Annotated in this window: 28 protein-coding genes and 1 pseudogene; 13 read left to right on the forward strand and 16 right to left on the reverse strand. The window is 65.0% G+C overall.

All coding sequences use genetic code 11. The annotated features are described in order from the left end of the window. The 5 genes from ACLQI9_RS09250 to ACLQI9_RS09270 form a co-directional block, all read right to left on the reverse strand. The coding region (locus ACLQI9_RS09250) for a SpoIIE family protein phosphatase (RefSeq protein ID WP_442391537.1) at positions 1-1,847 on the reverse strand (1,847 nt) is incomplete at its 3' end. A gap of 52 nt (positions 1,848-1,899) precedes the next feature. Beyond that, positions 1,900-2,526: a SpoIIE family protein phosphatase gene (locus ACLQI9_RS09255; RefSeq protein WP_442379639.1), complete on the reverse strand. Its 627-nt coding sequence runs from the start codon at positions 2,524-2,526 to the stop codon at positions 1,900-1,902. Beyond that, positions 2,519-2,929 carry an ATP-binding protein gene (locus ACLQI9_RS09260; RefSeq protein ID WP_442379641.1) on the reverse strand — a complete coding sequence of 137 codons (411 nt, stop codon included), beginning with the start codon at positions 2,927-2,929 and terminating at the stop codon, positions 2,519-2,521. Before ACLQI9_RS09260 ends, ACLQI9_RS09255 begins: the two co-directional genes overlap by 8 nt. Next, the gene (locus tag ACLQI9_RS09265) at positions 2,919-3,305 is read right to left on the reverse strand and encodes an STAS domain-containing protein (protein WP_324850218.1); all 387 of its coding nucleotides are present in this window, start codon (positions 3,303-3,305) and stop codon (positions 2,919-2,921) included. Before ACLQI9_RS09265 ends, ACLQI9_RS09260 begins: the two co-directional genes overlap by 11 nt. Positions 3,306-3,339: 34 nt before the next feature. Beyond that, positions 3,340-4,245 carry an STAS domain-containing protein gene (locus ACLQI9_RS09270; protein ID WP_442379643.1) on the reverse strand — a complete coding sequence of 302 codons (906 nt, stop codon included), beginning with the start codon at positions 4,243-4,245 and terminating at the stop codon, positions 3,340-3,342. 162 nt (positions 4,246-4,407) lie between these two features. Here ACLQI9_RS09270 and ACLQI9_RS09275 point away from each other — a divergent pair, with 162 nt between their 5' ends. Further along, positions 4,408-4,773, forward strand: a complete 366-nt coding sequence (locus ACLQI9_RS09275) for an STAS domain-containing protein (RefSeq protein WP_442379645.1) — start codon at positions 4,408-4,410, stop codon at positions 4,771-4,773. Here ACLQI9_RS09275 and ACLQI9_RS09280 read toward each other — a convergent pair. After that, positions 4,770-5,942: an acyl-CoA dehydrogenase family protein gene (locus ACLQI9_RS09280; protein ID WP_442379647.1), complete on the reverse strand. Its 1,173-nt coding sequence runs from the start codon at positions 5,940-5,942 to the stop codon at positions 4,770-4,772. The two genes, ACLQI9_RS09275 and ACLQI9_RS09280, sit on opposite strands and share 4 nt — an antisense overlap. Beyond that, positions 5,939-6,934 carry a phosphotransferase family protein gene (locus ACLQI9_RS09285; RefSeq protein ID WP_442379671.1) on the reverse strand — a complete coding sequence of 332 codons (996 nt, stop codon included), beginning with the start codon at positions 6,932-6,934 and terminating at the stop codon, positions 5,939-5,941. The genes ACLQI9_RS09280 and ACLQI9_RS09285 overlap by 4 nt, the downstream gene beginning before the upstream one ends. Positions 6,935-7,035: 101 nt before the next feature. Here ACLQI9_RS09285 and ACLQI9_RS09290 point away from each other — a divergent pair, with 101 nt between their 5' ends. The 8 genes from ACLQI9_RS09290 (at position 7,036) to ACLQI9_RS09325 (ending at position 11,942) form a co-directional block, all read left to right on the forward strand. After that, positions 7,036-7,335, forward strand: a complete 300-nt coding sequence (locus ACLQI9_RS09290; RefSeq protein ID WP_442379673.1) for a nuclear transport factor 2 family protein — start codon at positions 7,036-7,038, stop codon at positions 7,333-7,335. Positions 7,336-7,377: 42 nt separating this feature from the next. Further along, on the forward strand, positions 7,378-7,791 hold the full coding sequence (locus tag ACLQI9_RS09295) for a hypothetical protein (RefSeq protein WP_442379649.1): 414 nt from the start codon (positions 7,378-7,380) through the stop codon (positions 7,789-7,791). A 67-nt stretch (positions 7,792-7,858) separates the two neighbouring features. After that, on the forward strand, positions 7,859-8,791 hold the full coding sequence (locus tag ACLQI9_RS09300) for a class I SAM-dependent methyltransferase (RefSeq protein ID WP_442379651.1): 933 nt from the start codon (positions 7,859-7,861) through the stop codon (positions 8,789-8,791). 215 nt (positions 8,792-9,006) lie between these two features. After that, positions 9,007-9,273: a hypothetical protein gene (locus ACLQI9_RS09305; protein ID WP_442379653.1), complete on the forward strand. Its 267-nt coding sequence runs from the start codon at positions 9,007-9,009 to the stop codon at positions 9,271-9,273. Further along, the gene (locus tag ACLQI9_RS09310; RefSeq protein ID WP_442379655.1) at positions 9,270-9,425 is read left to right on the forward strand and encodes a DUF6131 family protein; all 156 of its coding nucleotides are present in this window, start codon (positions 9,270-9,272) and stop codon (positions 9,423-9,425) included. Before ACLQI9_RS09305 ends, ACLQI9_RS09310 begins: the two co-directional genes overlap by 4 nt. 60 nt (positions 9,426-9,485) lie before the next feature. Next, positions 9,486-9,641, forward strand: a complete 156-nt coding sequence (locus tag ACLQI9_RS09315) for a hypothetical protein (RefSeq protein WP_324438511.1) — start codon at positions 9,486-9,488, stop codon at positions 9,639-9,641. A 122-nt stretch (positions 9,642-9,763) separates the two neighbouring features. Next, on the forward strand, positions 9,764-10,468 hold the full coding sequence (locus tag ACLQI9_RS09320; RefSeq protein ID WP_442379675.1) for a response regulator transcription factor: 705 nt from the start codon (positions 9,764-9,766) through the stop codon (positions 10,466-10,468). Position 10,469: 1 nt separating this feature from the next. Continuing rightward, a complete protein-coding gene (locus ACLQI9_RS09325; protein WP_442379657.1) occupies positions 10,470-11,942 on the forward strand; it encodes a sensor histidine kinase in 1,473 nt (490 codons plus the stop codon). A 95-nt stretch (positions 11,943-12,037) separates the two neighbouring features. Here the strand turns inward: ACLQI9_RS09325 and ACLQI9_RS09330 are convergent, their stop codons facing one another. After that, complete coding sequence (locus tag ACLQI9_RS09330; protein WP_442379659.1) at positions 12,038-12,523, reverse strand: lipoprotein LpqH; 486 nt, start codon at positions 12,521-12,523, stop codon at positions 12,038-12,040. A gap of 208 nt (positions 12,524-12,731) precedes the next feature. Here ACLQI9_RS09330 and ACLQI9_RS09335 point away from each other — a divergent pair, with 208 nt between their 5' ends. Then, positions 12,732-14,576 (forward strand): alkyl/aryl-sulfatase, encoded by a 1,845-nt coding sequence (locus tag ACLQI9_RS09335; RefSeq protein WP_442379661.1) that lies wholly within the window; start codon positions 12,732-12,734, stop codon positions 14,574-14,576. A 161-nt stretch (positions 14,577-14,737) separates the two neighbouring features. On the opposite strand, the gene ACLQI9_RS09340 is transcribed toward ACLQI9_RS09335, so the two are convergent. The 6 genes from ACLQI9_RS09340 to ACLQI9_RS09365 are packed head-to-tail and all read right to left on the reverse strand — an operon-like array spanning position 14,738 to position 21,705. After that, positions 14,738-15,718 (reverse strand): NADPH:quinone oxidoreductase family protein, encoded by a 981-nt coding sequence (locus tag ACLQI9_RS09340; RefSeq protein WP_442379663.1) that lies wholly within the window; start codon positions 15,716-15,718, stop codon positions 14,738-14,740. Beyond that, on the reverse strand, positions 15,718-16,341 hold the full coding sequence (locus ACLQI9_RS09345; RefSeq protein ID WP_442379665.1) for a TetR/AcrR family transcriptional regulator: 624 nt from the start codon (positions 16,339-16,341) through the stop codon (positions 15,718-15,720). Before ACLQI9_RS09345 ends, ACLQI9_RS09340 begins: the two co-directional genes overlap by 1 nt. Continuing rightward, entirely contained in the window at positions 16,322-17,605 is a 1,284-nt protein-coding gene (locus ACLQI9_RS09350) for an acyl-CoA dehydrogenase family protein (RefSeq protein ID WP_442391540.1), read from the reverse strand. Before ACLQI9_RS09350 ends, ACLQI9_RS09345 begins: the two co-directional genes overlap by 20 nt. Before the next feature lie 18 nt (positions 17,606-17,623). Further along, positions 17,624-18,388 carry an SDR family NAD(P)-dependent oxidoreductase gene (locus ACLQI9_RS09355; protein ID WP_442391542.1) on the reverse strand — a complete coding sequence of 255 codons (765 nt, stop codon included), beginning with the start codon at positions 18,386-18,388 and terminating at the stop codon, positions 17,624-17,626. Position 18,389: 1 nt separating this feature from the next. After that, on the reverse strand, positions 18,390-19,439 hold the full coding sequence (locus ACLQI9_RS09360; RefSeq protein ID WP_442383289.1) for a phosphotransferase family protein: 1,050 nt from the start codon (positions 19,437-19,439) through the stop codon (positions 18,390-18,392). A gap of 52 nt (positions 19,440-19,491) precedes the next feature. Further along, positions 19,492-21,705, reverse strand: coding sequence for an Orn/Lys/Arg decarboxylase N-terminal domain-containing protein (locus ACLQI9_RS09365; protein ID WP_442391544.1), 2,214 nt, complete (start codon positions 21,703-21,705; stop codon positions 19,492-19,494). A gap of 127 nt (positions 21,706-21,832) precedes the next feature. Here ACLQI9_RS09365 and ACLQI9_RS09370 point away from each other — a divergent pair. Together ACLQI9_RS09370 and ACLQI9_RS09375 are read left to right on the forward strand one after the other, a co-directional pair. Next, a pseudogene (locus ACLQI9_RS09370) lies at positions 21,833-22,444 on the forward strand (histidine phosphatase family protein). A gap of 44 nt (positions 22,445-22,488) precedes the next feature. Further along, positions 22,489-23,538 carry a phosphotransferase family protein gene (locus ACLQI9_RS09375; RefSeq protein WP_442383286.1) on the forward strand — a complete coding sequence of 350 codons (1,050 nt, stop codon included), beginning with the start codon at positions 22,489-22,491 and terminating at the stop codon, positions 23,536-23,538. On the opposite strand, the gene ACLQI9_RS09380 is transcribed toward ACLQI9_RS09375, so the two are convergent. Both ACLQI9_RS09380 and ACLQI9_RS09385 read right to left on the reverse strand, forming a co-directional pair. After that, a complete protein-coding gene (locus tag ACLQI9_RS09380; protein WP_442383299.1) occupies positions 23,535-24,122 on the reverse strand; it encodes a class I SAM-dependent methyltransferase in 588 nt (195 codons plus the stop codon). The two genes, ACLQI9_RS09375 and ACLQI9_RS09380, sit on opposite strands and share 4 nt — an antisense overlap. Before the next feature lie 80 nt (positions 24,123-24,202). Continuing rightward, complete coding sequence (locus tag ACLQI9_RS09385) at positions 24,203-24,547, reverse strand: LapA family protein (RefSeq protein ID WP_442383284.1); 345 nt, start codon at positions 24,545-24,547, stop codon at positions 24,203-24,205. 122 nt (positions 24,548-24,669) lie between these two features. Here ACLQI9_RS09385 and ACLQI9_RS09390 point away from each other — a divergent pair, with 122 nt between their 5' ends. Next, entirely contained in the window at positions 24,670-25,611 is a 942-nt protein-coding gene (locus ACLQI9_RS09390; protein WP_442391546.1) for an ABC transporter substrate-binding protein, read from the forward strand. Positions 25,612-25,618: the final 7 nt, after the last annotated feature.

Genomic DNA, 25,618 nt, shown 5'->3' on the forward strand with positions numbered 1-25,618 from the left:
GCCTTTTCAATCTTCAACGGGGCATACGGTTGCCGGTAGACGACGATCGCGATGTCGTCGTCGTATCCCGTTGGCGGTGCCATCGCGCTGAGCACCGCGTCCGCGACGCCATCGACGGGCAGATTCAACCCGCCGGCCACCGTCTCACTGACCCGCGCGATGCCGTCGTCGATTGACACCTCGCGTCGCTCAACCAGTCCGTCGGTGTACAGCATCAACGTTGAGCCGGGCGGCAGGACAACGAATGATTGTGGCCGAGAACGCTTGCGGCTTACCGCCAGCGGTACTGAGCGAGCGTCTGAGAGCAGAGTCGGCTCGGAGTGCGGCGCGGCCAGCACCGCCGGCAGGTGGCCGGCGCAGCTATAACAGAATTCACCGGTCTCGGTATTCAGAATTGCCAGAAAAACAGTGGTGCAGAAGGCATCCGGGATCAGCTCGGCCACGGCATCGAGTTCTTCGAGCAGCATGCCAGGCTCGGCGCCGGTGAGTAGCAGCGCCCGCGCGGAGCTGCGGAGCTGACCCATCACCGCCGCGGCCGAGAGGCCGCGCCCCACGCAGTCTCCGACGATGATGCCAATCCGGTTGTCGCCGACCCGCAGTACGTCGTACCAATCACCGCCGATCTCCAGGGGCGGGACCGCCGGTTCGTAGCGGACGGCGAAGCCGGGCGGAAGCTCCGTTGGCGCCAGCATCGCGTGCTGCAAAGTCAGCGACGTCTCACGCGCAGTCTCGAACTGGCGCACGTGCTGGATTGCCAGCCCGAGGTGGCCGACGAGGACGGTGACCAGCAGCCGATCTTCCGCACTGACCCGGCGAGGCACCCGAAGCTCCAGCCACAATGCGACGTCCCCGCCGCCGGTCAGGACTGCGACGATGCCACGTGCCGTGCCGGGGGCGTCCGGCCACTCGATCGGCTGCACCGTGAGCGGCAATTGATGACGCGCTTGCTGGAATATCCCGCGCAGCAACGGATCTAGTTGACGCCAGCGCAATGTGGCTTTCTCTCCCGCGACCTGAATCGTCGGGTTACCTCCGTTCGTCGGCCACACTGCGGCCACCACCCGGTGAACGTCGAGCGTTAGGCGGCACTCGTCCAGGGTGATCGACAGCACCTCGGCCACGCTTTTTGCCACACCGACGGCCGTGGCCAGCCGCAGGACCGCGCTTTCCCGGGCTGCGAAGGCGCGCTCGGCGGTGATGTCGCGAATCGTTCCGACGTACACGTCGCCATCGGCGGCGTCAGTCATGACCCGGTTGATGTTGGACATCACCCACACCAGACGGCCGTCTCGATGCCGGATCGGGGTCTCGTATTGAACGTGGTTTTCTTGCCCGAGCCTGGATTGCTGCAGCCGCGCCGCCTTTTCGTCGACCAGCCACGGGTGCGGCCACCGGTAGGGGATGCCGTGCGCCGGATAGCCGGTGATCTTGGTGAAGGCGTCGTTGAGCTCGATGACGGCGCCGGTGCGATCGGCAACAAAGAATCCCTCCTGCAGCGAATTCACCAAGGCGCTGCGAAACTCGTCGCGATCGGCAAGGTCTTCGGCGCGGGCCCGTTGTTCCTCGTAACGCCTTGTGCCGTCCAGGAATCCGCGGGTCGCGACATCGAGTGGGGCCAGCATCTGCAACAGGAAGGCAAGGGCCGCCGCCCCGTCGAAGCCCGGTTTCTGCGCGAAGTCGTCGACCAGCTGGAAGTGATTCTCGATGACGTCCAGCATGCTGATGCCTTCTTGCAAGGCTCGACGCCCTAGCTCGTGGCCGACGGCAAGGTCTTCTTCGCCGCGCGCTTCCAGGTAGGTACGCAGCGCGGCGGCGTACCCGACATGGAAGTCGCCGGGCTCAGTCATATGCGCCGCTCCTCGATCCCGGCTGCGCCGGCATCATCGTCGCCGGCGCGAGTCATCCCGACGCGCCTCGGTGACGTGCGGCGAGCACCAGCGCGTCGTCGTTCTCTTTGGCGTGTCTGTGCAGAATCTGCTCGGCGATCGCCAAAGACGATGCGGAGAAATCGATGTCGTCCAGGTGATCTTCGACGATGCCGTCGCTGGACATCACCAGCAAGTCGCCGGGGCGGATCGGGACTTCCTGCGGGGTCAGCGCGTCGGGTATCCGGTAGCCGACGATGCCGCCGACAAGACGCGCCGAGGACCGCACCTCGACGCCGGCCGGGTGTTTGGCGACAAGGTCGGCCGCGACATTGCCGATCCCGATCCAGCTCAGGGTATCGGTCCGAAAATCGATGCGCGCCAACGTCATCGCCACGCCTCTGGTGCCGGAGAGGGCACGGTGACAGCGCTGCACGAGGACGTCGAGTGGCTCGGCACGGGCAGCCCGGAGCACGTCCACGCCGCAGCTCGCCGCCTCGGCGGCTTCCGTGCCATGGCCGAGACCGTCCAGCACGCCGATCAGGGCGGCGGTACCGTCGACGTCGACCGCGATCATCCAGTCGCCGCAAACGCTTTCGCCCGGTCGCGGGCGCGAGTTGGCCGCCCATTCGATCGGACCCAGCCAGCCGTGTTCAGCCATTGCGCGGAATCCACTTCCACATCTCAACAACTGTTCCGTGACCCGGTGTGGACTCCACGATCAAGCGGTCCATCAGCCGGCGTGCACCGGGCAAGCCGAGTCCCAGGCCTCGCCCGGTCGAAAAGCCGTCCTCCATCGCCCTTTCGATGTTGGCGATACCCGGACCGTCGTCTTCGGCACGCACCACCAGTGCCTGCCGGCCTTCTCGGTCTTCCACCGCAACCCGAATCGCCCCGTAACCGGCGTAGCTGGTGATGTTGCGGGCGACCTCCGAGATCGCCGTGGCGATCATCGTCACATCGGTCAAAGAGAAGCCGAGCTTGCGGGCCAGCTGATGGCCCGCCTGACGTGCCGTGACGATGTCGTCGGGATTGCCGACGTCGACGATGACGTCATCCGCCACTGTCGAGTCCGATCGACTTCCCAAGCCCTAGTTGTCGATTCAGCAGCGCTAGGCCTTCTTCCAGATCCAGCGCCGTATACATGTCGTCGAACATCAACCCCAGCTGGACCATCGCAAACGCTACTTCCGGCTGCAGGCCGACGATCACGGTGTCCGCGCCACGCAGCCGCGTCATGTGCGCAATCGTGCGCAGCGAGCGGGCGGCGAATGAGTCCATGACGTCGATGGCGGTGACGTCGACGATGATGCCCTGGGCGCGAAAGCGGCTGACCCGCTCCATCAGGTCGTAGCGCAGCCGCTCGGTGTCGGAGTCGGTCAGCGCCGCCTGCACTGTGGCAATGAGGATCGGGCCCTGCTTCAGGATCGGTACTGGCATGGCGCGTTCGCGTTAGCTCTCAACGAAATACCGTTTATCCGCCCGTCTCGCCGGTGCGAGTGACCTCGTAGCCCAGCAGACGTTCGGCTTCTTCGATGCCGCCCTGCAGGTCACCGACGGCGTTCATCTTGGAAAGATCCAGCCCGATCGTCACCAGGGTGAGCGCGATCTCCGAAGATAGGCCGGTGATGATCACGCTGGCGCCCATCAAGCCAGACGCGTCGACAGTCTGCACCAGGTGGTTCGCCACCGTGGAGTCGATGGTCGGCACACCGGTGATGTCGATGACGACGACCTTGGCCCGGTTGGCGCGAATAGCCCGCAACAGTTGCTCGGTGACCTGCCGGGCCCGCTGATTGTCGAGGACGCCGATGATCGGCAAGATCAGCAACTGCTCGCGCACCTGCAGCACCGGCGTCGACAGCTCGCGGATGGCCTCCTGCTGCTGCCGAATGATGCGTTCGCGTTCCTGCACGAAGCCGACGGCCACGGTGTTGGCGATGCGGTTGGCCGCGGGCTCGTAAGCGTCGAGCACCCGGTTGAGCAGGTCGAAGTCCGTCTGGTACTTCTCGAAGAGCGAACGGGCCAGCACGTCGCGCAGCAGAAGCACGATGCCAACGACTTCGTTCGTCTCCACGCCACGCGGAATGATCCGCTCGGACAAGTCGCGTGCGTAGTCCTGCAGCGCCTCGACGCTACCGGTCTCGAGCACCTCGACGTAGCTGTCGTACACCGTCGTTGCCTCGGAGAAGATTTCCTCCGGCGACATCGCCGTGAGCAATTCGGCTTCAGTGATCCTGCGGGCCCATTCCTCACGCAAAGCCGTTCGGTTTTGGCGTAGGTGCTGCACGAGCTGTGGCAGCAGCAAACCCTCACTCGAGATCGGTGGCGTCTGATTGGCGACGCCCGTTCCCGAAAGATCTATCGTCTGATCCGACATCGAACCTCCCGGCTCCGCGCAGCGGGCACCAGCCCCTCGCCAAGACTAACCGAGCCTCGCCGGACGAGGAGTTGAAGTAGTATTTCTGCCAGTTTGCGACGGCGGCACCGGGTCGGCACCAGGTCCGCCAGGCGCGATGGGACGCCAGACTAAGGATGGCCGTTGTCAGCTGCGGATCCGATCACCACCTCCGTCGCGCACCGCGAAGGGGTCGCCGTGGTAACCATCGGCGGCGAAATCGATTTGAGCACCGCGCCGGCTTTTGAAGCGGCAATCGCGGGAGCGCTTGACGACGATCCGCCAGTTCTCGTCATCGAACTTTCCGAAGTGAGATTCATGGCGTCGGTGGGTCTGCGGATCCTGGCGGCCACCCACGAAAAGGTCAGCAAATCCGCTCGGGTCGCGATAGTGGCCGACAATCCGGCGACAAGCAGACCGATGCAGTTGACCGGCCTCGACAAAATCATCTCGTTGTACCCGACGTTGGACGACGCGTTGGCCGCGGTGGGTATGCGCACTGATAACTAACGCAGCACCTGACGGGCGATCGCGTACTTATGCACTTCGGTCGGGCCGTCGTAGAGGCGGAAGGCCCGCATATCGGAGAAGATCATGCCGACCGGTGTCTCGTCAGAGATACCGATGCCGCCGAGGATCTGCACGCAGCGGTCGGCGACCTTGAACAGCTCCTCCGACACGTAGGCCTTCACCATCGAGCTTTCGTGTCGGCCCGTGCCGCGCTCTTTGTCCAGAACCCAGCAGGCCCACCAGATCGCGAGTCGGCATTGCTGCAAGGCGATTTCGTTGTCGGCGATCATGAAACTCACGCCCTGGTGCTCACCGATCGGTTTGCCGAACGCGGTGCGTTCGCGGGCGTGCTGCACGGCAATCGACTGCGCGCGCGAGGCGGCTCCCAGCCAGCGCATGCAGTGCGTCAGCCGTGCCGGCGCCAACCGCAACTGGGCGTAGCGCAGGGCTTGGCCGACCTCGCCGAGCACTGCCGACGACGGCAGCCGCAGGTCGCTGAACCGCACGACGCCATGGCCTTCGACGTAGTTGCGGTCCATCGTGTTCATCACCCGCTCGATCTCGATGCCCGCAGTAGTGCCGTCACACAGGAACAGCGTCGGCCCGTCGGCGCCGTGCGGGTTAGGCGCGACGCGGGCCATGATGATCCACGTCCCGGCGCCGTGCGCACCGGTGATCAACCACTTGCGCCCGTTGATGACGTAGTCGGCCCCGTCGAACGCCGCCTCGGTGGCCAGCTGGTTGGGATCCGAACCGGCCCCGCCGGGTTCGGTCATCGCGAACACTGACCGCGATCGCCCGTCGATCACCGGCAGCAGGAATTGATCGACCTGCTCTTCACTGGCGACCCGCCCCAGCAGGTACATGTTGGCTTCGTCGGGTGCGGCGCAGTTGAGCGCCACCGGGCCCAGCGTCGACCAACCGGCCGCCTCGAACAGCACCGCCTGCTCGCGGTGCGATGGCTCCCGGCCACCAAAACGCTTGGGCGCCTGGAATGTCAGCAGTCCCGCTGCACGAGCCAGCTCCACCAGCTCGGATCGCAGGTCATCGTCGGGGCCATGTCGAGTAAGGCGTGGATCAGCCTCGTACGGCACGATCCGCTCGGTGACGAACGCGCGGATCTCGTCGCGCAGCGCGGCCAGCTCCGCAGGTATGTCGAAATCGATCATGTGGTCTCCATCAGCTCGCACGCCTGCACGAACAGGCGCACCGTCGCCGCGTGCAGTAGTTCGCCGACTTCCATCGGCGCCTTACCGGCGCTTGCCCTCGCCAGGGTGCCCTCCAGCACGATGCCAAGCTTGAAACACGCCAGCACGGTGTACCAGGTGATGTGCGACAGGTCGCGCGTGGTGTTGCGGGCATACTGCTCCACCAGGTCTGAGTTGCTGGCCAGCCCGCTCATCTCAAAGAGGGTGCCGCCGAACGGGCTGGATCCGCCGGACCGGTCCCAAGTGGCCAGCAACCAGCCCAGATCCAGCAGCGGGTCGCCGATCGTGCACATCTCCCAGTCGACGATGGCGACGACCTCGGGGCCGGTCCGGGAGAACATCACGTTGGCGGCGTGATAGTCGCCGTGCATGATGCCCGGCGTCCATACCGACGGCCGGCCTTGTTCGAGCCAGGTGGCGACATCGTGAACGCCGGGAATGTTCGGCCCGGGATAGTTTTCGAATGCCCGATACGATTCCAACTCCGAAAGCCAGCGCGGCACCTGGCGTTCCAGGAAGCCCTGCGGCTTACCGAAATCGCCGAGCCCGACGGCGAGATGGTCCACGGCCCCCAGCTTGGCCAGGGCTTCGGCCATCGACAGTCCCATCCGGAACCGCACAGCCGGGTCGCCGGCATGCAGCGGGGGCAGCTCTTCGCCGGCGTTGAACCCGTCGATGGGTTCCATCAGATAGAAGACCGCGTCGCCGAGCACGTTCGGGTCGTCGCAGCTGGCAATCAGGCGTGGATGCGGCACGTCGGTGCCGGCCAGCGCGGCCAATACCTGGGTCTCGCGCATGATCACAACGTTGCTGCGCGGGCGAAGGTGTTTCGGCCCGCGGCGCAGTACGTATGGTCGGCCCGACCTGGTGAACCGCAACATGATGTTCTGCGTTCCGCCGCTGATCCTCGAAACGTTCTCCAGCAGTCCGTTGCCTAACCCCTGCTGCGACATCCACTCGGTCAGGGCGTCTAGGGCTTCTGGGTCGTCCACGTTGGAAGAAGCTACCCTCCCCGATGCCGGCCCGGATCGCGGAGGTCTGCAAGGATCGCGCCATGACGCCATCAGTGGTTCAGCGCTGGACCTCGATCATCGAGAACGGCCGCACTGACGAACTGGACGCTCTGCTCGCCGACGACGCGGTGTTCTTCTCGCCCGCGGTCTTCACCCCGCAGGAAGGCCGCCAGAAGACCCTGATGTACCTCGCGGCGGCCGCGAAAGTGTTTGGCGACACCGACTTCCATTACGTCGAGCAGTGGTACAACGATCAATCCGCGATCCTTGAGTTCGCCGCGACGATCGATGGCATCTATCCCGGCGATGGCAGAGTTGTTGCAGCACTTCACGGCCGGTGACGGCCCGCTGCACCCGGCTTCGCCGCGCTTGCGACCGCCACTATGACGGACCGGGCTGCCCGACTGAGCGACGTCCATGAGATCGCCGCCGGGATGCCGCATGCCCGGCGCATCGAAGGACCGAAGGGCAACGCGATCTATCAGGTCGGCGGCAAGTCGTACGTCTTCTTCCGCACCCCGCAACCCGACGCCGTCGACCCCGATACCGGGGAGCGGCTCGGCGACGTGATCATGATCTGGGTGGAATCCGAGAGCGAGAAATTGGCGCTGGTGCAGGATCCGGATTCACCCTTTTTCACCACCGATCGATTCGACGACCATCCCTCGGTGCTGATCCGGGCCAGCAGGCTAGCCGATGTCAGCAGAACAGAGCTGGCCGAGCTCATCCAAGATGGCTGGCTCTCGCGCGCGTCGAAGCGACGGGCGCAGGAGTGGATCGCCGCGAACCGAAAGTAGCGGGCCCAGGGCCTTCACAGATAGCCGGCGTACTGTCCGGGGCTGGTTGGAGACGAGAGGAACAACGATGCCGCGAACCGACAACGATTCCTGGGACATCACCGAGAGTGTGGGATCAACGGCGCTCGGGGTTGCCGCGGCTCGCGCCGCCGAAACCGAAAGCGAGAACCCGCTCATCCAGGATCCGTTCGCACGGGCATTTCTCGAGGCGGCCGGCGACGGCATGTGGAGCCTGATGGCAAATCCCACGAAGTCGGCCGAACTGACCGATCTCGACCCGGATCTGCTGGCCCGCATGCGGGTGATGATCGACTTCATGGCCGTTCGGACAGCGTTTTTCGATGAATACTTCCTCAACGGGGTTGGGTCCGGCGTTCGGCAGGTGGTGATCCTGGCGGCCGGCCTGGACGCGCGCGCGTGGCGGCTGCCATGGCCCGACGGGACAGCAGTCTATGAGCTGGATCAGGCCAAGGTTCTGGAGTTCAAGTCGACCACCCTGCGGAACCGCGGCGCGCACCCGACATCGAGGCTGATGAGCGTCGCGGTAGACCTGCGACAGGACTGGCCAACAGCGTTGCAGGAGGCGGGGTTTGACCCATCGATCCCGACGGTGTGGTCGGCCGAGGGGCTACTCCGGTATCTGCCTGCGCGGGCCCAGGATCTGCTGTTCGAGCGCGTCCAGGCGTTGAGTCCGTCCGGCAGTTGGCTGGCTGTCAACGCGCCCGCGAAAGAGGCGGCGGATCCTGACAAGCTGGCCCGTCAGCGTGAACAATCGCAACGTCTCCGCGCCGCGGCATCCCGGGTGCTGGACATCGCAGTGCCCGACGTCGACGACCTCTGGTACCCGGAGGAACGCACCGACGTGACCGACTGGCTGCGTGAACACGGCTGGGACGCGTCGGCCATCACCATGGGCGAGATGCTGGCCCGGTACGGACGTAGCGTCCCCGGGGACGACGTGCTGCCGCCGACCGTCTTCGTTTCTGCGCAACGGTCGTGATCGCGGCCGGTGCAGCTGGCTGCCGCCGCGTCGCAATGTTTCTGTATCGCAGCACTAGTCGAGCGGCGTTGGCTTTCCCGCGGCACTGAACAGTCCTGGCAGCGAGAACGGTGTAAACGTTCGCTGTCAGTTATTCAGATGTTTTGTCCAGATGTTTGGACGTTTGCCGCCGTGGGTACGTTAGCTCTGCTCTGCGGTTTTCTTTTCCCACATTGATGGAGGCCAGGATGCGCGGCGGAGGTTTAATCAGTGCAATTGTGGTGGTCTGGTTGGTGATCGGCGTGGTCGCCGCATTCCAACGGGGCTACTTGAAGAATACCGACCAAAATTGTGCCTCATTGGGCACTATCGCGGTCACGGTGCTCGCGGGTCCCCTGAATTACGCGGGTGTCAACCCGAAGGTGGGCGAGTGTCATGCGCCGCAGCCAAGTTCGATGCCTGCCATGGACATCGAGCACCTGATTGGGATTGAGGCGTCATGATTGTCTTGGGCATCATCCTGCTGATATTGGGATATTTCCTCAAGGTGCCTGTCCTAGAAACGATCGGCATCATCTTGCTGGTCATCGGTGCGGTGCTATGGGTTCTGGGCAGCGTCGGCCGCCCAGTCGGCGGCAGGCGCTCCTGGTACTGACGCGAATCACCGGGAAAGAACCTAACCAAAACATCTGGAATTGACTGAAATGGAGTCGTCATGATCGTCCTCGGAATCATCTTGCTCGTCCTCGGTTATGTGCTGCCCGTGCCACTGCTGGCTACCCTCGGGTGGATTCTGGTTGTCATAGGCGTGGTGTTCTTCATCTTGGGTAGTGTCGGCCGCCCGGTCGCCGGTCGAAAAGTCTGGTTCTGATCGCGAACCTGCAGTGGGGGCGGTTCACAGCCGGCACATAGGAACGCCATAGCAGCGCCTAATCGTGCTGGGCATACTTTAAAGCTGTGAGCCAACCCCATGCACCCGTCGAGCGGGTTGTTATGCGCCGCGCCGACGGAAATCCGATCAATGTCCTGGTGGTCGACGACGAAGCCGTCCTCGCCGAGATGGTGTCGATGGCGCTCCGCTACGAAGGCTGGAACATCGCCACCGCCGGCGACGGATCGTCGGCGCTGGAGTCCGCCCGGGCGCAGCGTCCCGACGTGGTCGTCCTCGACGTGATGCTGCCCGATATGAGCGGGCTCGATGTTCTCCGGAAACTGCGCGAACAAAATCCGCAGTTGCCGGTGCTGCTGCTCACGGCGAAGGATGCGGTCGAAGACCGCATCGCCGGCCTCACCGCCGGTGGCGATGACTACGTCACCAAACCGTTCAGCCTCGAAGAGGTGGTGTTGCGGCTGCGGGCGCTGTTGCGGCGCACCGGCGTGACGACGGAGGACAGCGGCGCGCAGCTCGTCGTCGGCGACCTGGTGCTCAACGAGGACAGCCACGAGGTGACCCGTGCCGGGGAGCCGATCTCGTTGACTTCCACCGAGTTTGAGTTGCTGCGATTCATGATGCGCAACTCCAAGCGCGTGCTGAGCAAGGCACAGATCTTGGACCGGGTGTGGAGTTACGACTTCGGCGGCCGGTCCAACATCGTCGAGCTGTACATCTCGTATTTGCGCAAGAAAATCGACAACGGGCGCGAGCCCATGATCCATACGCTGCGCGGCGCCGGGTACGTACTCAAGCCGGCCCCCTAGCATGGGGCGGACTTGGTCCCTTCGGCTACGGCTGTTGATCGGACAGGTCGTGGTGCTCGCCATCGTGTGCGTGGGAATCGGCGCGGTGACCGAACTCTCGTTGTACCGATACCTGGTTGCACAGCTCGACACCCAACTGCACGACGCCTCGCAGCGCTCGGTGCGGATATTCGGTGAGCCGCCCTCGGCGCCGTGGCGCCATCACGTGCGGCCATTCCCGCGACCCGGCCCCGGGCCGGTCTTCCTTGACGCTCCGGGCCAGCCGGTGGGCATGGTCGCCGCCATCGTCGGCAACGGTCAGGCGATGGAGGCCGGCTACCTGACCACCGCCGGCGGCCGGGCCGGGTTGACCGACGCGGCCAAGGCCCAGTTGTCTGCGATCCCGGCCAACCGGACACCGGTAACCCGAAATCTCGACGGCCTGGGCCGGTATCGCGTCATTGCCGCACCCGACCGGCACAGCGGCGACATCATCATCACCGGCCTGTCGATGTCCAATGTCGATGCCACGATGATCCGCGTCCTGCTGATTTTCGCGGTGGTCATCGTGATCGCCGTGGCGGCCGCCACGACGGCCGGCATCGTGATCATCCGGCGGGCGCTGGCGCCGTTGCGACGAGTCGCGCAGACCGCCGGCGAGGTTGTCGATCTGCCGCTGGACCGCGGCGAAGTCGCGCTGCCGGTTCGGGTGCTCGACGCAGATGCCAACCCGCGCACCGAGGTTGGGCAGCTCGGGTCGGCGGTGAACCGGATGCTCGACCACATCGCGGCGGCATTGTCGACACGGCAGGCCAGCGAGACCCGGGTGCGTCAGTTCGTCGCCGACGCCAGTCACGAACTGCGCACGCCGCTGACCGCGATCCGCGGTTACACCGAGCTGGCGCAACGGATGCGTGACGACAGCGATGCGGTGACACATGCGATGCAGCGCGTGCAATCCGAAACCGAGCGGATGACTCACCTTGTTGAGGATCTTTTGCTGCTTGCCCGGTTGGACTCCGGGCGGCCATTGGAACGCGAATCGGTGGATCTCTCGCGGGTGGCAGTCGACGCGGTCAGCGATGCGCACGTCGCCGGGCCGGATCACCAGTGGGAGCTCGACTTGCCCGAAGACCCGGTCATGGTCTGCGGCGATGCGGCCCGGCTGCATCAGGTAGTGACCAATCTGCTGGCCAACGCCCGCGTCCACACCGGCCAGGGAACCGTCGTGACCACGCGATTGGCTTCCGACACAACGCATGCCGTACTGAGCGTGGCGGACAACGGTCCCGGAATCCCCGAGCAGTTGCAGTCGGAGGTGTTCGAGCGGTTCGCCCGCGGCGACACCTCCCGATCTCGAAAGGGCGGCAGCACCGGCCTAGGCCTGGCCATCGTCTCGGCGGTGATCAAAGCCCATCACGGCACGATCACGCTGGATAGCGCGCCGGGCCATACCGATTTCACGGTGCGGTTGCCGCTGACGACCGAGGTCTAGCGACGCAAACCCGCTAGCACGCAACGACGGCGACGCCGTGGGGGCGCCGCCGTCGTCTGGGTGTGTTACCCACGGACTCGAATCGAAGAGAAGCCCTAGGGGCAGGTGACGTCTATCTCGAAGGGCTTGTTCACCGGCTGCATCGGGTTGGCCATATCCACCCCGGTCGCGGTGCCGGAAATCTTGTAGGTGCTGCCGTCCTTGGTCACGCTGGCGTTGCCCTGACCGGTACCGGGGGTGTAGCCCAGCATGACCCCGTTGACGTTGCCGAGTCCGACCGACTTCACAGCGGGCGGGTTGGCGTCAGTGAGCACCGCGCCAATGCCGGTCTGCGCCCCACCGACGGCGATGTTGACGTTGCCGGCCGCCGCGGTGCAGGCGACCATGCCTTGGACGTTCTGGTCTTTGCCGTCGATGGTCACTTTCGCCGCGGATGTGCCGCTCGAGCCTGCTGCCGCCGCGCTGCTCGCGCTCGAGGATGACCCGCCACCGCTCGTCGTCGACTTATTACTCGAACATCCGGACACGCCTACGACGACGATCGCCGTCGCTGCTGCAGCGACCGTAACTGAACGCTTCACTCATGCTCCTTTGCCATTCTGGCGGTCCACAGGAACTTCACAGACCGCTTCGGCAGTATGCAGCTTTACCGAACCATGGGTATCGAATTCGCCAAAAATTCGCTTGCAGGCCAATGGGGCTTGTCGGGCTTCAGCAGACGTTTGCTGGTGGCTTGCTGATCGGGTGTTTCTGTTCCTGTGTCGCGGAATTGATGGCAGTGTCAGGCGGGTGGAACATAAACGCCAGAGTCGCGGGCTACCGCTGGAAGACACGACGGATTTCGCCGACGCCGACCGGGGATTCATCGGCGCGCTGACACCCTGCGTCGTCAACGCCGCCGACGGACGTGTGGTGTGGGATAACGACGCGTACTCGTTCATCAGCGGGGACCCGCCGTCATCGGTGCATCCCAGTCTGTGGCGGCAGTGCATGCTGACCGCCAAGCAAGGTCTCTACGAGGTGGTGCCGGGCATCTACCAGGTCCGCGGCCTGGACATCTCCAACATCAGCTTCGTTGAGGCCGACACCGGCCTGATCGTCATCGACCCGCTGGTCTCGACCGAGGTGGCGGCTGCCGCGCTGCAGTTGTACCGCACGCATCGCGGCGACCGGCCCGTCGTCGCGGTGATCTACACCCACAGCCATGTGGACCATTTCGGCGGCGTGCTGGGCGTCACCTCACAGGCGGACGTGGACTCCGGAAGGGTGGCGGTGCTGGCGCCCGAAAAATTCACCGAGCACGTCGTGCAGGAGAACGTCTACGCCGGCCCCGCCATGACGCGGCGCGCGACCTATATGTACGGCAGCCTGCTGGCCCGCGGCCCGCAAGGACATGTCGGTTGTGGCCTGGGCCAGGCGCCGTCTCTTGGCGAGATCGCCTTGATCGTCCCGACCGTCGACATCGCGACCACCGGCGAGACGCACAACATCGACGGTGTGCAGATCGAATTCCAGATGGCACCGGGCACCGAAGCCCCGGCCGAAATGCACTTCTATTTCCCGCGATTCCGCGCACTATGCATGGCCGAGAACGCCACGCATAACCTGCACAACCTGTTGACGCTTCGCGGCGCGCTGGTGCGCGACCCGCATGCCTGGTCGGGCTATCTGACCGAGGCGATCGACAAGTTCGCCGACCGCACCGACGTGGTGTTTGCCTCTCACCACTGGCCAACCTGGGGACGTGAGCGCGTCGTCGATTTCTTGTCGTTGCAACGTGACCTGTACGCCTATTTGCATGACCAGACGCTGCGGCTGCTCAACCAAGGTCACACGGGCGCCGAGATCGCCGAAATGCTCAAGATGCCACCGGCGCTGGACAAGGCGTGGCACACGCACGGGTATTACGGGTCGGTCAGCCACAACGTCAAGGCGATCTACCAGCGCTACATGGGCTGGTTCGACGGCAACCCGGCACGGCTGTGGCCGCACCCGCCAGAAGCACTGGCCACCCGATACGTCGACGCGATTGGCGGGATCGAGCGCGTCGTCGAACTTGCGCAGCAAGCGTTCGATTCCTGTGACTTCCGTTGGGCCGCAACCCTGCTCGATCACGCGGTGTTCGCCGACAGCACGCATGCCGCCGCCCGCGCCCTGCTCGTGGACACGTTCGAGCAGTTGGCCTACGGCGCCGAGAATGCAACATGGCGCAACTTCTTCCTGTCCGGCGCTGTCGAATTGCGGGACGGCAACTTCGGCACCGCGACCCAGACCACCTCGCTGACGTTGTTGTCTCAGCTGACGCCGGAGCAGATCTTCGACGGCCTGGCGCTCAGCATCAACGGACCCCGCGCCTGGGACTTAGACCTCGCCCTCGACATCTTCTTGACCGACGTGGACACCAATTACCGGCTGGCACTGCGTAACGGCGTGCTGGTGAGCCGCGAAGTCCCCGCCGAACCCGCAACGGCGAACGTGACCGTCAAGCTGGACAACGCGGTTCGCCTCCTCACAGTGGCGATGGGCGATATCGGCTCAGCCGGGCTGGAGATATCGGGGGATCAGACGGCCCTACAGCGGCTGCTGAGTGTCCTGGACAAGCCCGATCCGGCGTTCAACATCGTCACGCCGTGACGAGCCGCGGTGGTCACAGGGGTTTCAGGCAAAAGGGTGTAGGTAGTTTGCCCGGCTCTGAGCGATTACTGCTTGGTGGCCGCAAGTTTTCGCTCAGAGGCGGGCAAAATGTATGCCCCGGTGCCAAGGGACTCCTGTGACGGATGGGGATGCAGGCCAAGTCAAGCCACATCGATGACCACCTTGCCGACCGCCTTGCGCTCGGCCACGTGCCGTAACGCCGCCGCGGCGTCGGCCAACGGGAACCGGGCGCCGATATAGGGCTGGATGCGGCCGTCGGCGAACATCTGCTGCAGCTCCCGGATATCTCGCGCGGTGTCGTCGGGATGATCGGCGGTGAAGGTGCGGATCTCCATGCCGCGGATGGTGATGTCTTTGAGCAGAACCAGATTGAGCGGGATAGCGGGAATCGTGCCCGCGGCGTAGCCCAGGGTGACGAACGTTCCGCCCCGGGCCAGGGCACGCAGGGCCGGCTCGGCGTAGCGTCCGCCGACCGGATCGATGACGACGCGAGCACCGCCGCCGGTGAGTTCGCGGATGGCCGATTTCAGATCGTCCCGGTCGTAGGCGACGGTCGCCTCGGCGCCGCGCCGCCGGCAGATCTCGAGTTTGCCCTCGGTCGACGCCGCGGCCAGTACCCGGGCCCTCATGCCGACTGCCAAGTCGAGCGCGGCCTGGCCGACGCCTCCGGCCGCTCCGAGGATCACCACCCAATCCCCTTCTGTGACTTGGGCAACCGATCGCAGGGCGTGATATGCGGTACGGTAGGTGACGCCGAACGCCGCCGCGGGGGCGAAGTCCGTGCTGTCGGGAATCAGGGACACCTGGTGCGCATCGAGCAGGGCCAGCTCGGCGAAAGCACCGGTCGGGGTGGCCCCGAACACCCGGTCGCCGGGTCGAAACGGCGCTCCGTAAGAACCGGGGCCCGCGGCCACCACCTCGCCGGCGAGTTCACTGCCCGGGGTGAACGGCACCGGAATCTTGATCTGGTACTTGCCGGCGATCAGCAGCACATCGGGGAAGTTGACGGCCGCGGCGTGTACCCGCACCAGCAGTTGGCCCGGACCTGGCGTCGGATCGGCGACGTCGTCGACAACCAGGTCTTCCGGCGGACCGTAGCTGCGGCAGACAACGGCGCGCATCAGCCCGCCCCCAACCCGCGTAAACAAAACCGCACCAAGTGATCGATGTCGGCCGGGCCGGGCCGGTCGACCGAGTCCAGATGGCGCCGCATGGCCGCCACCGTGCAGCGGAATACGGTGTCGGCATCGCGGCGAACGTCCGTGCTGCCCAATGCCGCGATCGGCCCAGTTAGCAGATCGCGCATCGGCGCCATGATCTCGTCGTCAGCCGCCCGCCAGTTGGCAGTGGCCGAAATCTGGCCGGCCGCAGCCCGGCTCATGCTAATCAGGTGCGGGTCGGCGACCTGAGCCAGCGCACCCTCGATCCAGCGCCGCACCTTGCCCGCCGGCGTGGGCTCCTTGTCCATCTGATGCTGCAGGTAAGAGACGACGATCGCGACACCGCGCTCCATCACCGCCAGGATGACGTCGTCTTTGCCGGCGAAATATCGGTAGAACGCTTTGTTCGACGAGCCGGCCTGCGCGACAATATCGCTGACCCGCGGCGGTTCGGGCGCCACCCGTTCCATGACCCGGACGGCGGCGGCGAGGATGCGTTCGACTTCCTCGGTGGCTTCCCGCTGACGATCGTCGAGGGCGCGCCCGACGGCCGCGGTCACCCGGCTATTGGTCAACGAGCTCACCATATTTGGCGCGGGCAGCCTCGCGGCGGACGTCCAGCATTTCGCTCGGCCAGTCCCCGTCTTCGGCCTCGACACCCTTGAGCAGCATCCGGGCCAGGTTGACCTTGTGTGCCTCGGTCGGCCCGTCGGCCAGACCGAGCGCGATACCGCCGAGCAGAACATTGACCAGCGGCAGCTGATCGGTGAGCCCGAGCGCTCCGTGCACCTGGATCGCGCGCAGCGCAATCGATTTCAGAACTTGGGACGCCAAGATCTTGCAGGTGGCGATCTCGGCGCGGGCGGCGTGCTCGTTGCCGCTGTCAATCAGCCACGCGGCGTGCAGCACGGTCAGCCGGAACGGTGTCAACTCGGTGTAGGAGTCAGCAACGAACTCCTGCACCAACTGCTTATCGGCGAGCAATGTACCTTGAGTGAAACGGCTTTTCGCGCGCTTGGACATCATCTCGACTGTACGTTGCGCCATGCCGATCGAGCGCATCGCGTGATGCAGCCGTCCGCCCGCCAACCGGGTCTGCAGGATCAGGAAGCCCTGGCCGGGCTCACCGAGCAACGCGTCCGACGGCACCCGCACCCCGTCGTAGTGCACCAGGGAATGCCCTGGTTCGTGCGGATCCGCTCCGACCAGATGGTGGTTGGCTTCGACATTCAGGCCCTCGGTGCCTGCCGGAATCAGGAACGTCGAGGCGCCGTGATGCACCGCCACGTCAGGGTTGGTGATCGCCACGACAATGAAGAAGGATGCGACGGACGCGTTGGAGGAGAAGTACTTTCGTCCGGTGATCACCCAGTCGTCGCCGTCGCGGACGGCGCGGGTGGTGAAGACCCTTGGGTCGGCACCGCCTTGGGGCTCGGTCATCGAGAAGCAGGAGAAGATCTCGCCGGACAGCAGGCCGTTCAGATAGCGGTCCTTCTGGTCCTGGGTGCCGAAGCGGGCGATGATCTCCGCATTACCGGTGTCAGGTGCCTGGGTGCCAAAGATGATTGGCGCCCAGGGGCTGCGGCCCAGGATCTCGTTGATCAGCGTCAGCTTGACTGCGCCGAAGCCCTGCCCGCCGAGTTCCGGACCGAGGTGCGGGGCCCACAGTCCTTGGTCGCGGACCTGCTGTTTGAGCGGGTCGACGATTTTGCGGCGCTCGTCGTTCAACGGTAAGAACTCGCAACCGGGGAACAGTACCTCCAGCGGCTCGACCTCTTCGCGGACGAATTCGCGGATCCACTCGAGTTTCTTCTCGAACTCCGGTTCGGTGGAGAAGTCCCATGCCATATCGAATACTCCTGCTCGTCAGGGAATTCCACCGTCGGCTCGCAGAATCGAGCCGGTGGTGAAGCTGGACGCGTCGGAAGCCAGAAACAATGCCGCACCGACGATTTCGGCCGGGTCTCCGGCCCGTTGCAGTGACAGATGGCCGAATGGATTCTGCGTCGCCTGATCCAGGTTCCAGGCCTTGCTGATGTCGGTGAGGAATGGGCCGGCCATCAACGTGTTGACCCGCACCGTCGGTCCGAAGGCCCGCGCTAGGCCCTCGGTCATGGCGTTGAGCCCGGCCTTCGACGCCGCGTAGGGAATGATGTCGGGTGCCGGTCGCAGCGAACCGGCGGTGCTGACGTTGATGATCGAGCCGCGCCCAGCCGCCACCATCCGTTCGCCGACCAGCGCGGACAACCGGAAAGGACCCTTGAGGTTGAGGTTGACCACCGCGTCGAACAGCTTCTCGGTGACGCTGGTGAGCTTGTCGTAAACCGGTGACATACCGGCATTGTTGATCAGCGTATCGACCTTGCCGAACCGTTCGTAGGTCGCGTCCACGAGGCCGTCGAGCTGGTCCCACCGCCCGACATGGACCTGGTACGGCATTGCCGTGCGGCCGGTTTCGTGCTCGATCTGCTCTGCGGTGGCGACACAGTTGTCCAACTTCCTGCTCGCGATCACCACGTCGGCGCCGCATCGGGCGGCGCCAAACGCCATTTCCCGACCTAGCCCCCGGCTGCCCCCGGTGATCAGCACCACTTGGCCGGTCAGGTCGAAAAGGTCGTCCGCGTAACCCACTTCAGTGGGCTTTCGTAGGTAGCGACCGGGCCAGTTCGGCGGCCGTGGCGATCAGCTGCGGGATCATCGCCCCGAAAGCGTCCTGAATCTTGGGGTCGACTTTCCCGGTGCGTACTCCGGCGGCGTAGGTCTTTTCCAGCACGATGCCGAGTTTCCAGTTCGCCAGCACCAGGTAGTAGTCGATGTTCTCGGTCGACAGCCCGCTGACCTTCTCGTAGTGCTCGAGGAGTTCGCTGCGGGTCGGCATGCCCTTCATGTCGAGATAGAAGCCGTCCTCCCGCGGATTCTCTCCGTCGTATCCCAGCAGGCACCAGGCCAAGTCCACCAGTGGATCGCCGACCGTGGTCATCTCCCAATCCACGATCGCGGCGAGCCGAGCCGGCTGGCCGTGCGCGAACATCACGTTGGCGAACTGGTAGTCGCCGTGCATGATGCCCGGCGTGTAGTGCCCGGGACGGTTTCGGCGCAGCCAGTCGGCGGCCTCGTCCAGGCCAGGAAGCTCGCGCACCTTGTAGGCGTCCAGGAAGGCCAGCCAGCGGTCGACTTGCCGCTCGTGGAAACCGTCCGGACGGCCGAAGCCGTCCAACCCCTGCGCGCACCAATCCACCCGGCCCAGCTTGGCGGCGCCGTCGACAAGCTCGAACGCCAAGCCCCGACGTGCGGCCAGGTCGGTGTCGAACGGCGTCGGCCAGCCGCCGTCCATCGGACTCCACCCGTCGATGGCCCGCATCACGTAGAAGGGCATGCCGAGCAGATCGCCGGCGTCGTTGGCGGCGATCAGCTCGGCATGCGGTACGTCGGTGCCGCGCAGCGCACGCACCAGTCGGATCTCGCGGAGCAGCCCGTCGATACGGGCCGGGTCGGCGCGGGCGCCGGGCATCCGCAGCACCATGCGCTCGTTACCACGCTGGATCAGGTAGAGCGTGTTCTGCGAGCCCCCGGACAGCTGTTCGAGGACGGGCTCTACACCGTCGCCGGGTGCGCCGTTAGCGTCCAGCCAACGTCCCAGCACCCGTGCGTCCAACCGCGAACTGCCGTCGGTCTCCGACATCTGCACACCTCACTCTCCACGTGGAGAATAGCATTCTCCACAAGCAAAGTCGTCACGGATCTGCCACGCAACTGATCATGTAGTCGCCGCCAACGTGATCAACGCCGTGCAGGTCGTGCTCGAAGCCGGGGAAGAGCCGGTCGAACTCCTCCAGCGCTCGCAGATACCCGATGAACGGCCCATCCGCGGGCCCTGCGTTCTCACCCGGCATGAGCAGCGGGATCCCCGGCGGGTACGGCACGACGCCGACGGCCACCGTACGGCCAGCGATGTTGGCCAGACGTACGGGCCGGACGGTGCCGCGAACGAGGTGCGCGTAGGCGTCGGCGTTGGTCATCGTCGGTGCCGGCACTCGGCTGAAAGCCTCGGCCTGCCATTGCATCTGGTTGGTCTTCTTTAAGGTCGCGTGCATCTGGCCGGCCAGGTCAGCCAATCCCAGCTGCCCGTATCGCTGCGGGTCGACGTCGACGAGGTCCGGCAGCGCGTTCACAAGCGGCACATTGCGATCGAGGTCGCGCTTGAAGTTGAACAAAGCGGTCACCAGTGAGCCCCACTTCCCCCGCGTCACTCCCATCGAGAACAGAAACAGGATGGAGAAGTCCTGCGTCTTCTCGACCACGATGGAGCAGCGCTGGTCGAGGTAGGAGGCGACCAGCACTGCCGGAACGCCGAAGGGTTCGAGGTGGCCGGCGCGGCTCATCCCCGGCGTGAGGATCGTGACCTTGATGGGGTCGAGCATCGCGTAGCCGTCTGGCAAGCCGGTGAACCCGTGCCAAGGGGCGGCCGCTTTGAGGTGCCATGCCTCGGGCTTGGTGGCCAGCACCTCAGCTGGCGCGTCGGCGAATGCGACTTCGGCTCCGTCGTCGATATCCAGGGTGTCAGGCTGCCAGGGACGGAAAAACCAGTCGCCGTGCAGTTCGCCGGCGGCCCGGGCGAGGGTCTGCCGGAACGCCACCGCCTCGTCGATCGAATCTCGGGTCAGCACCTCGCCCCTGCGGCCTTCCATCATCTTCGCCGCGATGTCATTGGAGGCGATGATCGCGTACAGCGGTGACGTGGAGGCGTGCATCATGAACGCCTCGTTGAAGTGGTCGAAATCGATTGGCTTGCGCCCGTTTCGGATGTGGATGTAGGACGCTTGGGACAGCGCGCTCAACAGCTTGTGTGTCGACTGCGTGGCAAACAGTGTGGGGGCGTTCGGTTCCCGCTCGCCGCGGTGCATCGCGTAGCGTTCGTGATAAAGCGGATTGAAGGCCGCATAGCCGTACCAGGCCTCATCGAAGTGCAGCTGATCTACATGCGCGCCCAGCGCTCGTTCCACCGTCGGCACGTGATACAGCAGCCCGTCGTAAGTGGAGTTGGTCACCATGGCCAGCACTGGTGCCCCGGTGGCCAAGGGCGAAGCGGCCAGCTTGTCGGCCACCGCCGTCTTGGACATCTCCGCGGGCGGAATCGGTCCGATGATGCCGTATGCGTTGCGGGTGGGAACCATGTAGATCGCGCGGGCGTGGGTGATCGTCGTCGCCTGCTCGGCTGACTTGTGCGCGTTGCGGTCCAGCAGCACGGTGTCGCCCGCTGTCACCGTCGCTTGGTGCACCACCCGGTTCGACGTCGACGTCCCGTTGGTCCCGAACAGCGTGAAATCGGCGTTGAAGATCCGGGCCGCCTCACGCTCCGCGTCGCCGATTAAACCGGAGTGATCCAGCAGTGAGCCGAGCTCCGCTACCGAGATAGACAGGTCGGAGCGAAACGTCTGCTCACCGAAGAACTCGAAGAACGCACGGCCGACCGGCGACTTCCGAAAACCGGCCCCGCCTTCATGTCCCGGTGTGTGCCATGAGTATTCGTGTTGGCCGGCGAACTTCACCAGGCCCGCGAACATTGGTGGTAGCAGCGCACGGCGGTAGCGCAACGAAGCGTCACGAAGGCGGCCCGCAATCCAGTCGGCCGTATCGTCTAGCGGGTAGACGAACCCGTCACACTCGCGCACCACAGCGACCGGGATGGACTCAATCGAGCCCCGGGTGGTCATCAGGAACAGCGGGATGTCTTGGTTCCGCGCCCGGACCTGATCCACTAACTCGCAGCCGTCGCCTTTGCGGGTCAGTTCCCAGTCCGCGATGATCACGCCCAGGTCGGGATTCGAGGCCACCACCGCGGCCGCGTCCGCCGCGGATCGAGAGACGGTGACTGCGATGTCGAGGGCTTGCAATTCCTTGGCGAGGGCCATGGTGGCCCGCCCCACCGCGGTGTCATGCCCAGTCACGCCGCAAACCAGCAGAGCTGTCATCGGCAGGGCCGAGATATCACCCGACGTGCTCTCCCTTACGCTGCTCCGATCAACGTGACCAAAGTGTCGCCCCGCCACCGGTGCGAGCGGAAGGGAACACGGAATGCAGTTGCTTCTGGTCCGGCATGCGTTGCCGCTCCGCAGCGAACCGGGCCAAGGGGCTGACCCCGACCTTTCCGACGAGGGGCGGGCGCAGGTCGCACGGCTGCCTGACGCGCTGGCCAGATTTCCCATCTCCCGGGTGGTGAGCAGCCCGCAGCGTCGCGCGATTCAGACCGCGGAACCGGTGGCCGCCGCGCGCGGGCTGGCAGTTGAGATCGACGACCGCTTCGCCGAATACGACCGGGATCTGCCGGTGTACATCCCGATCGAGCACGTCCGTGACGAGAACCCGCAGGAGTGGGCCCGCATGGCGGCGGGACACCTGCCCAGCACGGTCGACGAAGACGCTTTCCGTGCACGGGTGCGTGCGGCCGTCGACGACGTCGCCGCCGGCGCGGAGCACGACGACACCGTGGCGGTCTTCAGCCACGGCGGGGTGATCAACGTGGTGCTGCACGAGATATTGGGAACCAAGTGAGTGTTGTCGTTTCCCATCGACTACGTGTCGGTCACCCGGCTGCTGTTCTCCCGGTCCGGTCAAGCGAGCGTCGTGACGGTAAACGGCACTGAACACGTGTGGGACCTGTTGCCGCGGAACCAGCGCGCCCGGTGAGCACGGCTGGGAAGGAGCCGGGCAGTCGGTGGTAGACAGATCCGGTGACTTCCTCGCCGCTTGATGGGCTCGACCTGGTCGCGCTGGACGAGTACCTGCGCTCGGCCGGCGTCGGCCGTGATGGGCAGCTGCGCGCACAGCTGATCTCCGGCGGCCGCTCCAACCTGACTTTTCTGGTCGCCGATGACTCATCGACGTGGGTGCTGCGACGCCCGCCGTTGCACGGGCTGACGCCGTCGGCACACGACATGACGCGCGAATACAAAGTGGTCGCGGCGCTCTCCGAGACGGCGGTCCCGGTGGCCCGTGCGGTCGCACTGTGCGACGACGACTCGGTGCTCGGCGCGCCGTTCCAAATGGTCGAATACGTTGCCGGGCAAGTGGTGCGCAGCCGCGCCGAACTCGAGGCGCTGGGCGACCAGCACGTCATCGAAGGTTGCGTCGACGCGCTGATCCGGGTGCTGGCAGACCTGCATGCGGTCCACCCGGCGGCCGTCGGTCTCGCCGATTTCGGCAAACCGAGCGGATATCTGGAACGCCAGGTCCGCCGATGGGGTTCGCAGTGGGAGCTCGTGCGGCTACTCGATGACGACCGCGACGCCGACGTCGCGCGGCTGCATTCGGCGCTGCAGCAGTCGATTCCGCAGCAGAGCCGCACGTCGATCGTGCACGGCGACTATCGCATCGACAACACCATCCTGGACGCGAACGATCCTGCGCAGGTCCGTGCCGTCGTGGACTGGGAACTGTCCACGCTCGGCGATCCGCTCAGCGACGCAGCGCTGATGTGCGTCTACCGCGATCCGTCACTGGACCTGATCATCAACACCCACGCGGCCTGGACGTCGCCGTTGCTACCGGCCGCCGACGAGCTTGCGCACCGCTACTCTGTGGTCTCCGGACAGCCGTTGGCGCACTGGAACTTCTACATGGCGCTGGCTTACTTCAAGCTCGCCATCATTGCCGCGGGCATCGATTTCCGCAGGCGTATGTCGGGTGGTGCGGACGACGTTGATTCATCCGATCGGGTGGGGGACACCGTGGGGCCGTTGATCGCTCGTGGGCTGACCCAGCTGCAGACCTCTGACCTCTAGGTGTCGACTCTACGGAACCTGACGACGTCCTCCCAGCGGTTCCCGGTCGCTTCGACGAATTCGAAATTCTCCGGTTCGACGAGGTCACGCAACCCTCGCACGCTGAGTCGGTCGGGGTCGGGAAACATCTCGACGAACACCAGCCGCCCGCCGGGTTTCAGTACCTGGCCAAGCGAACGTAGGCAGGCCTGCTGGTCTGGCACCTCGCCGATCACTGCGGCCAAGAAAGCGACGTCAAACGTGTTGTCCGGGAATGGAAGCCCGTCGCTTGCCTGTCCCGCGGTGAAGCCGACGTCGGATAGGCCGGCCCGTTCGAGTTGCCGTCGGGCCATCTCGAGCATTTCCGGCTGGATGTCGAACAACTCAAGCCGGCCGTCGGTGAGCCGACGGGCAATCTCCACGCTGAAGAACCCGGGGCCGGGCCCGAGTTCCAGGACGTGCTCAGAGCCCGCCAGAGCGAGCTTGTCGACGATGCGCGCCGGCTTGAGCAGCGCTCGGCGGACGGGGTTGTTGATCATGAACGCCGCCTGGTACGGGAACGGCGACTTTCCATGTTGACGCGACTTGTGCAGTAGCGCGCCCACCCAGGTTGATGCCATTAGGGCCTCCTTACTCTCGAAGTTAGGGTACCCTAAGTTTTCGGCCGTGGGGTTGCTACGGTCGCTCAGCGGCCAGCCGCGAGATTCTTCTTTGCCGCTCGCCGCAACTGGTACATCCGCGCCGTGCCGGCCGCCACGGTGATCAGCCCGCCGCCGACCGCCGCCAGCAGAATCGCCACCCCCAGCGGCAGGGTGCAGCGCCAGCTGAGGAACGCCAACTGCGCCGTACTCGTGTTCTGGGTGATGAAGATCAGCAGCACGATGAGAATCAGGAAGCCCGCGGTCAGGGACGTCCATATGCTGGCCGTGCGGGTGAACTTCACCGCCGATTCCGGTGGCGCCGCGTTGTCTTGGCTTGGCGCGGTGGTTTGAGGTGGTTGATCGGGCGATACCGACGAATCGCTACTCATGCTGCCATCTTCACCCTTTCCGGCGCGGAAAGGAGCCGAACTCCCGCGAAACGTGGGCAACTTGGCCCGCGAGCCCGAGCCAACGCGGTTTGACCTGCCGGTTGGCGATAGTGTCGGTTGCTATGGGCATGCTGCGACGGCGCGGGCACCGCGCGGCGGCGTGGCTTGCGGGCTTATGTCTGGTTGTCGCCGCTTGCGGCAGCTCGAATCCGCTTGGCGGGTTATCGGGCAATATCAACTCGATCGTGGTCGGATCCGCTGGCTTTCCGGAATCGAAAATCATCGCCGAAATCTATGCACAAGCGTTGCAGACGAACGGTTTCAACGTCGGACGACGGATGGGTATCGGCAGCCGCGAGGCGTATATCCCTGCGCTGAAGGACCATTCGATCGACCTGGTGCCCGAATACATCGGTAACCTGTTGCAGTACTTCGAGCCGAATGAGACAGTAACCATGCTTGACGCCGTCGAGTTGGAACTGTACAAACGGCTGCCGGGCGACTTGTCGATTCTGACGCCGTCACCTGCGGCGGACACCGACACCGTCACCGTCACCGCCGACACCGCAGCTAAGTGGAACCTCAAGACGATTGCCGACCTGGCGGCACATTCACCGGAGGTGAAGTTCGCCGCGCCCTCCGACTTTCAGGCTCGGTCGTCGGGTCTGGTCGGACTCCGCGCACGATACGGGCTCGACATCGCGCCCGGAAACTTCATCGCGATCAGCGACGACGGCGGCGCGGTCACCGTTCGTGCACTGGTGGACGGTACGGTCAACGCCGCCAACATCTTCAGCACGTCACCGGCCATCATGCAGAATCATTTGGTGGTGCTCGACGATCCGGAGTGCAACTTCCTGGCCGGCAACATTGTGCCGCTGGTGAATTCGCAAAAGAAATCCGATCGGCTCAAAGATGTGCTGGACGCGGTGTCAGCCAAAATGACCACCCGAGGCTTGGCCGAACTCAACGCCTCGGTGTCCGGCAACTCCGGCATCGACCCCGACGAGGCAGCTCGCAACTGGTTGCGGGACAACGGCTTCGATCATCCGATCCGGAGTTGAGGCTCGG

Source organism: Mycobacterium sp. (assembly GCF_052143115.1).
Taxonomy (GTDB): Bacteria; Actinomycetota; Actinomycetes; order Mycobacteriales; family Mycobacteriaceae; genus Mycobacterium.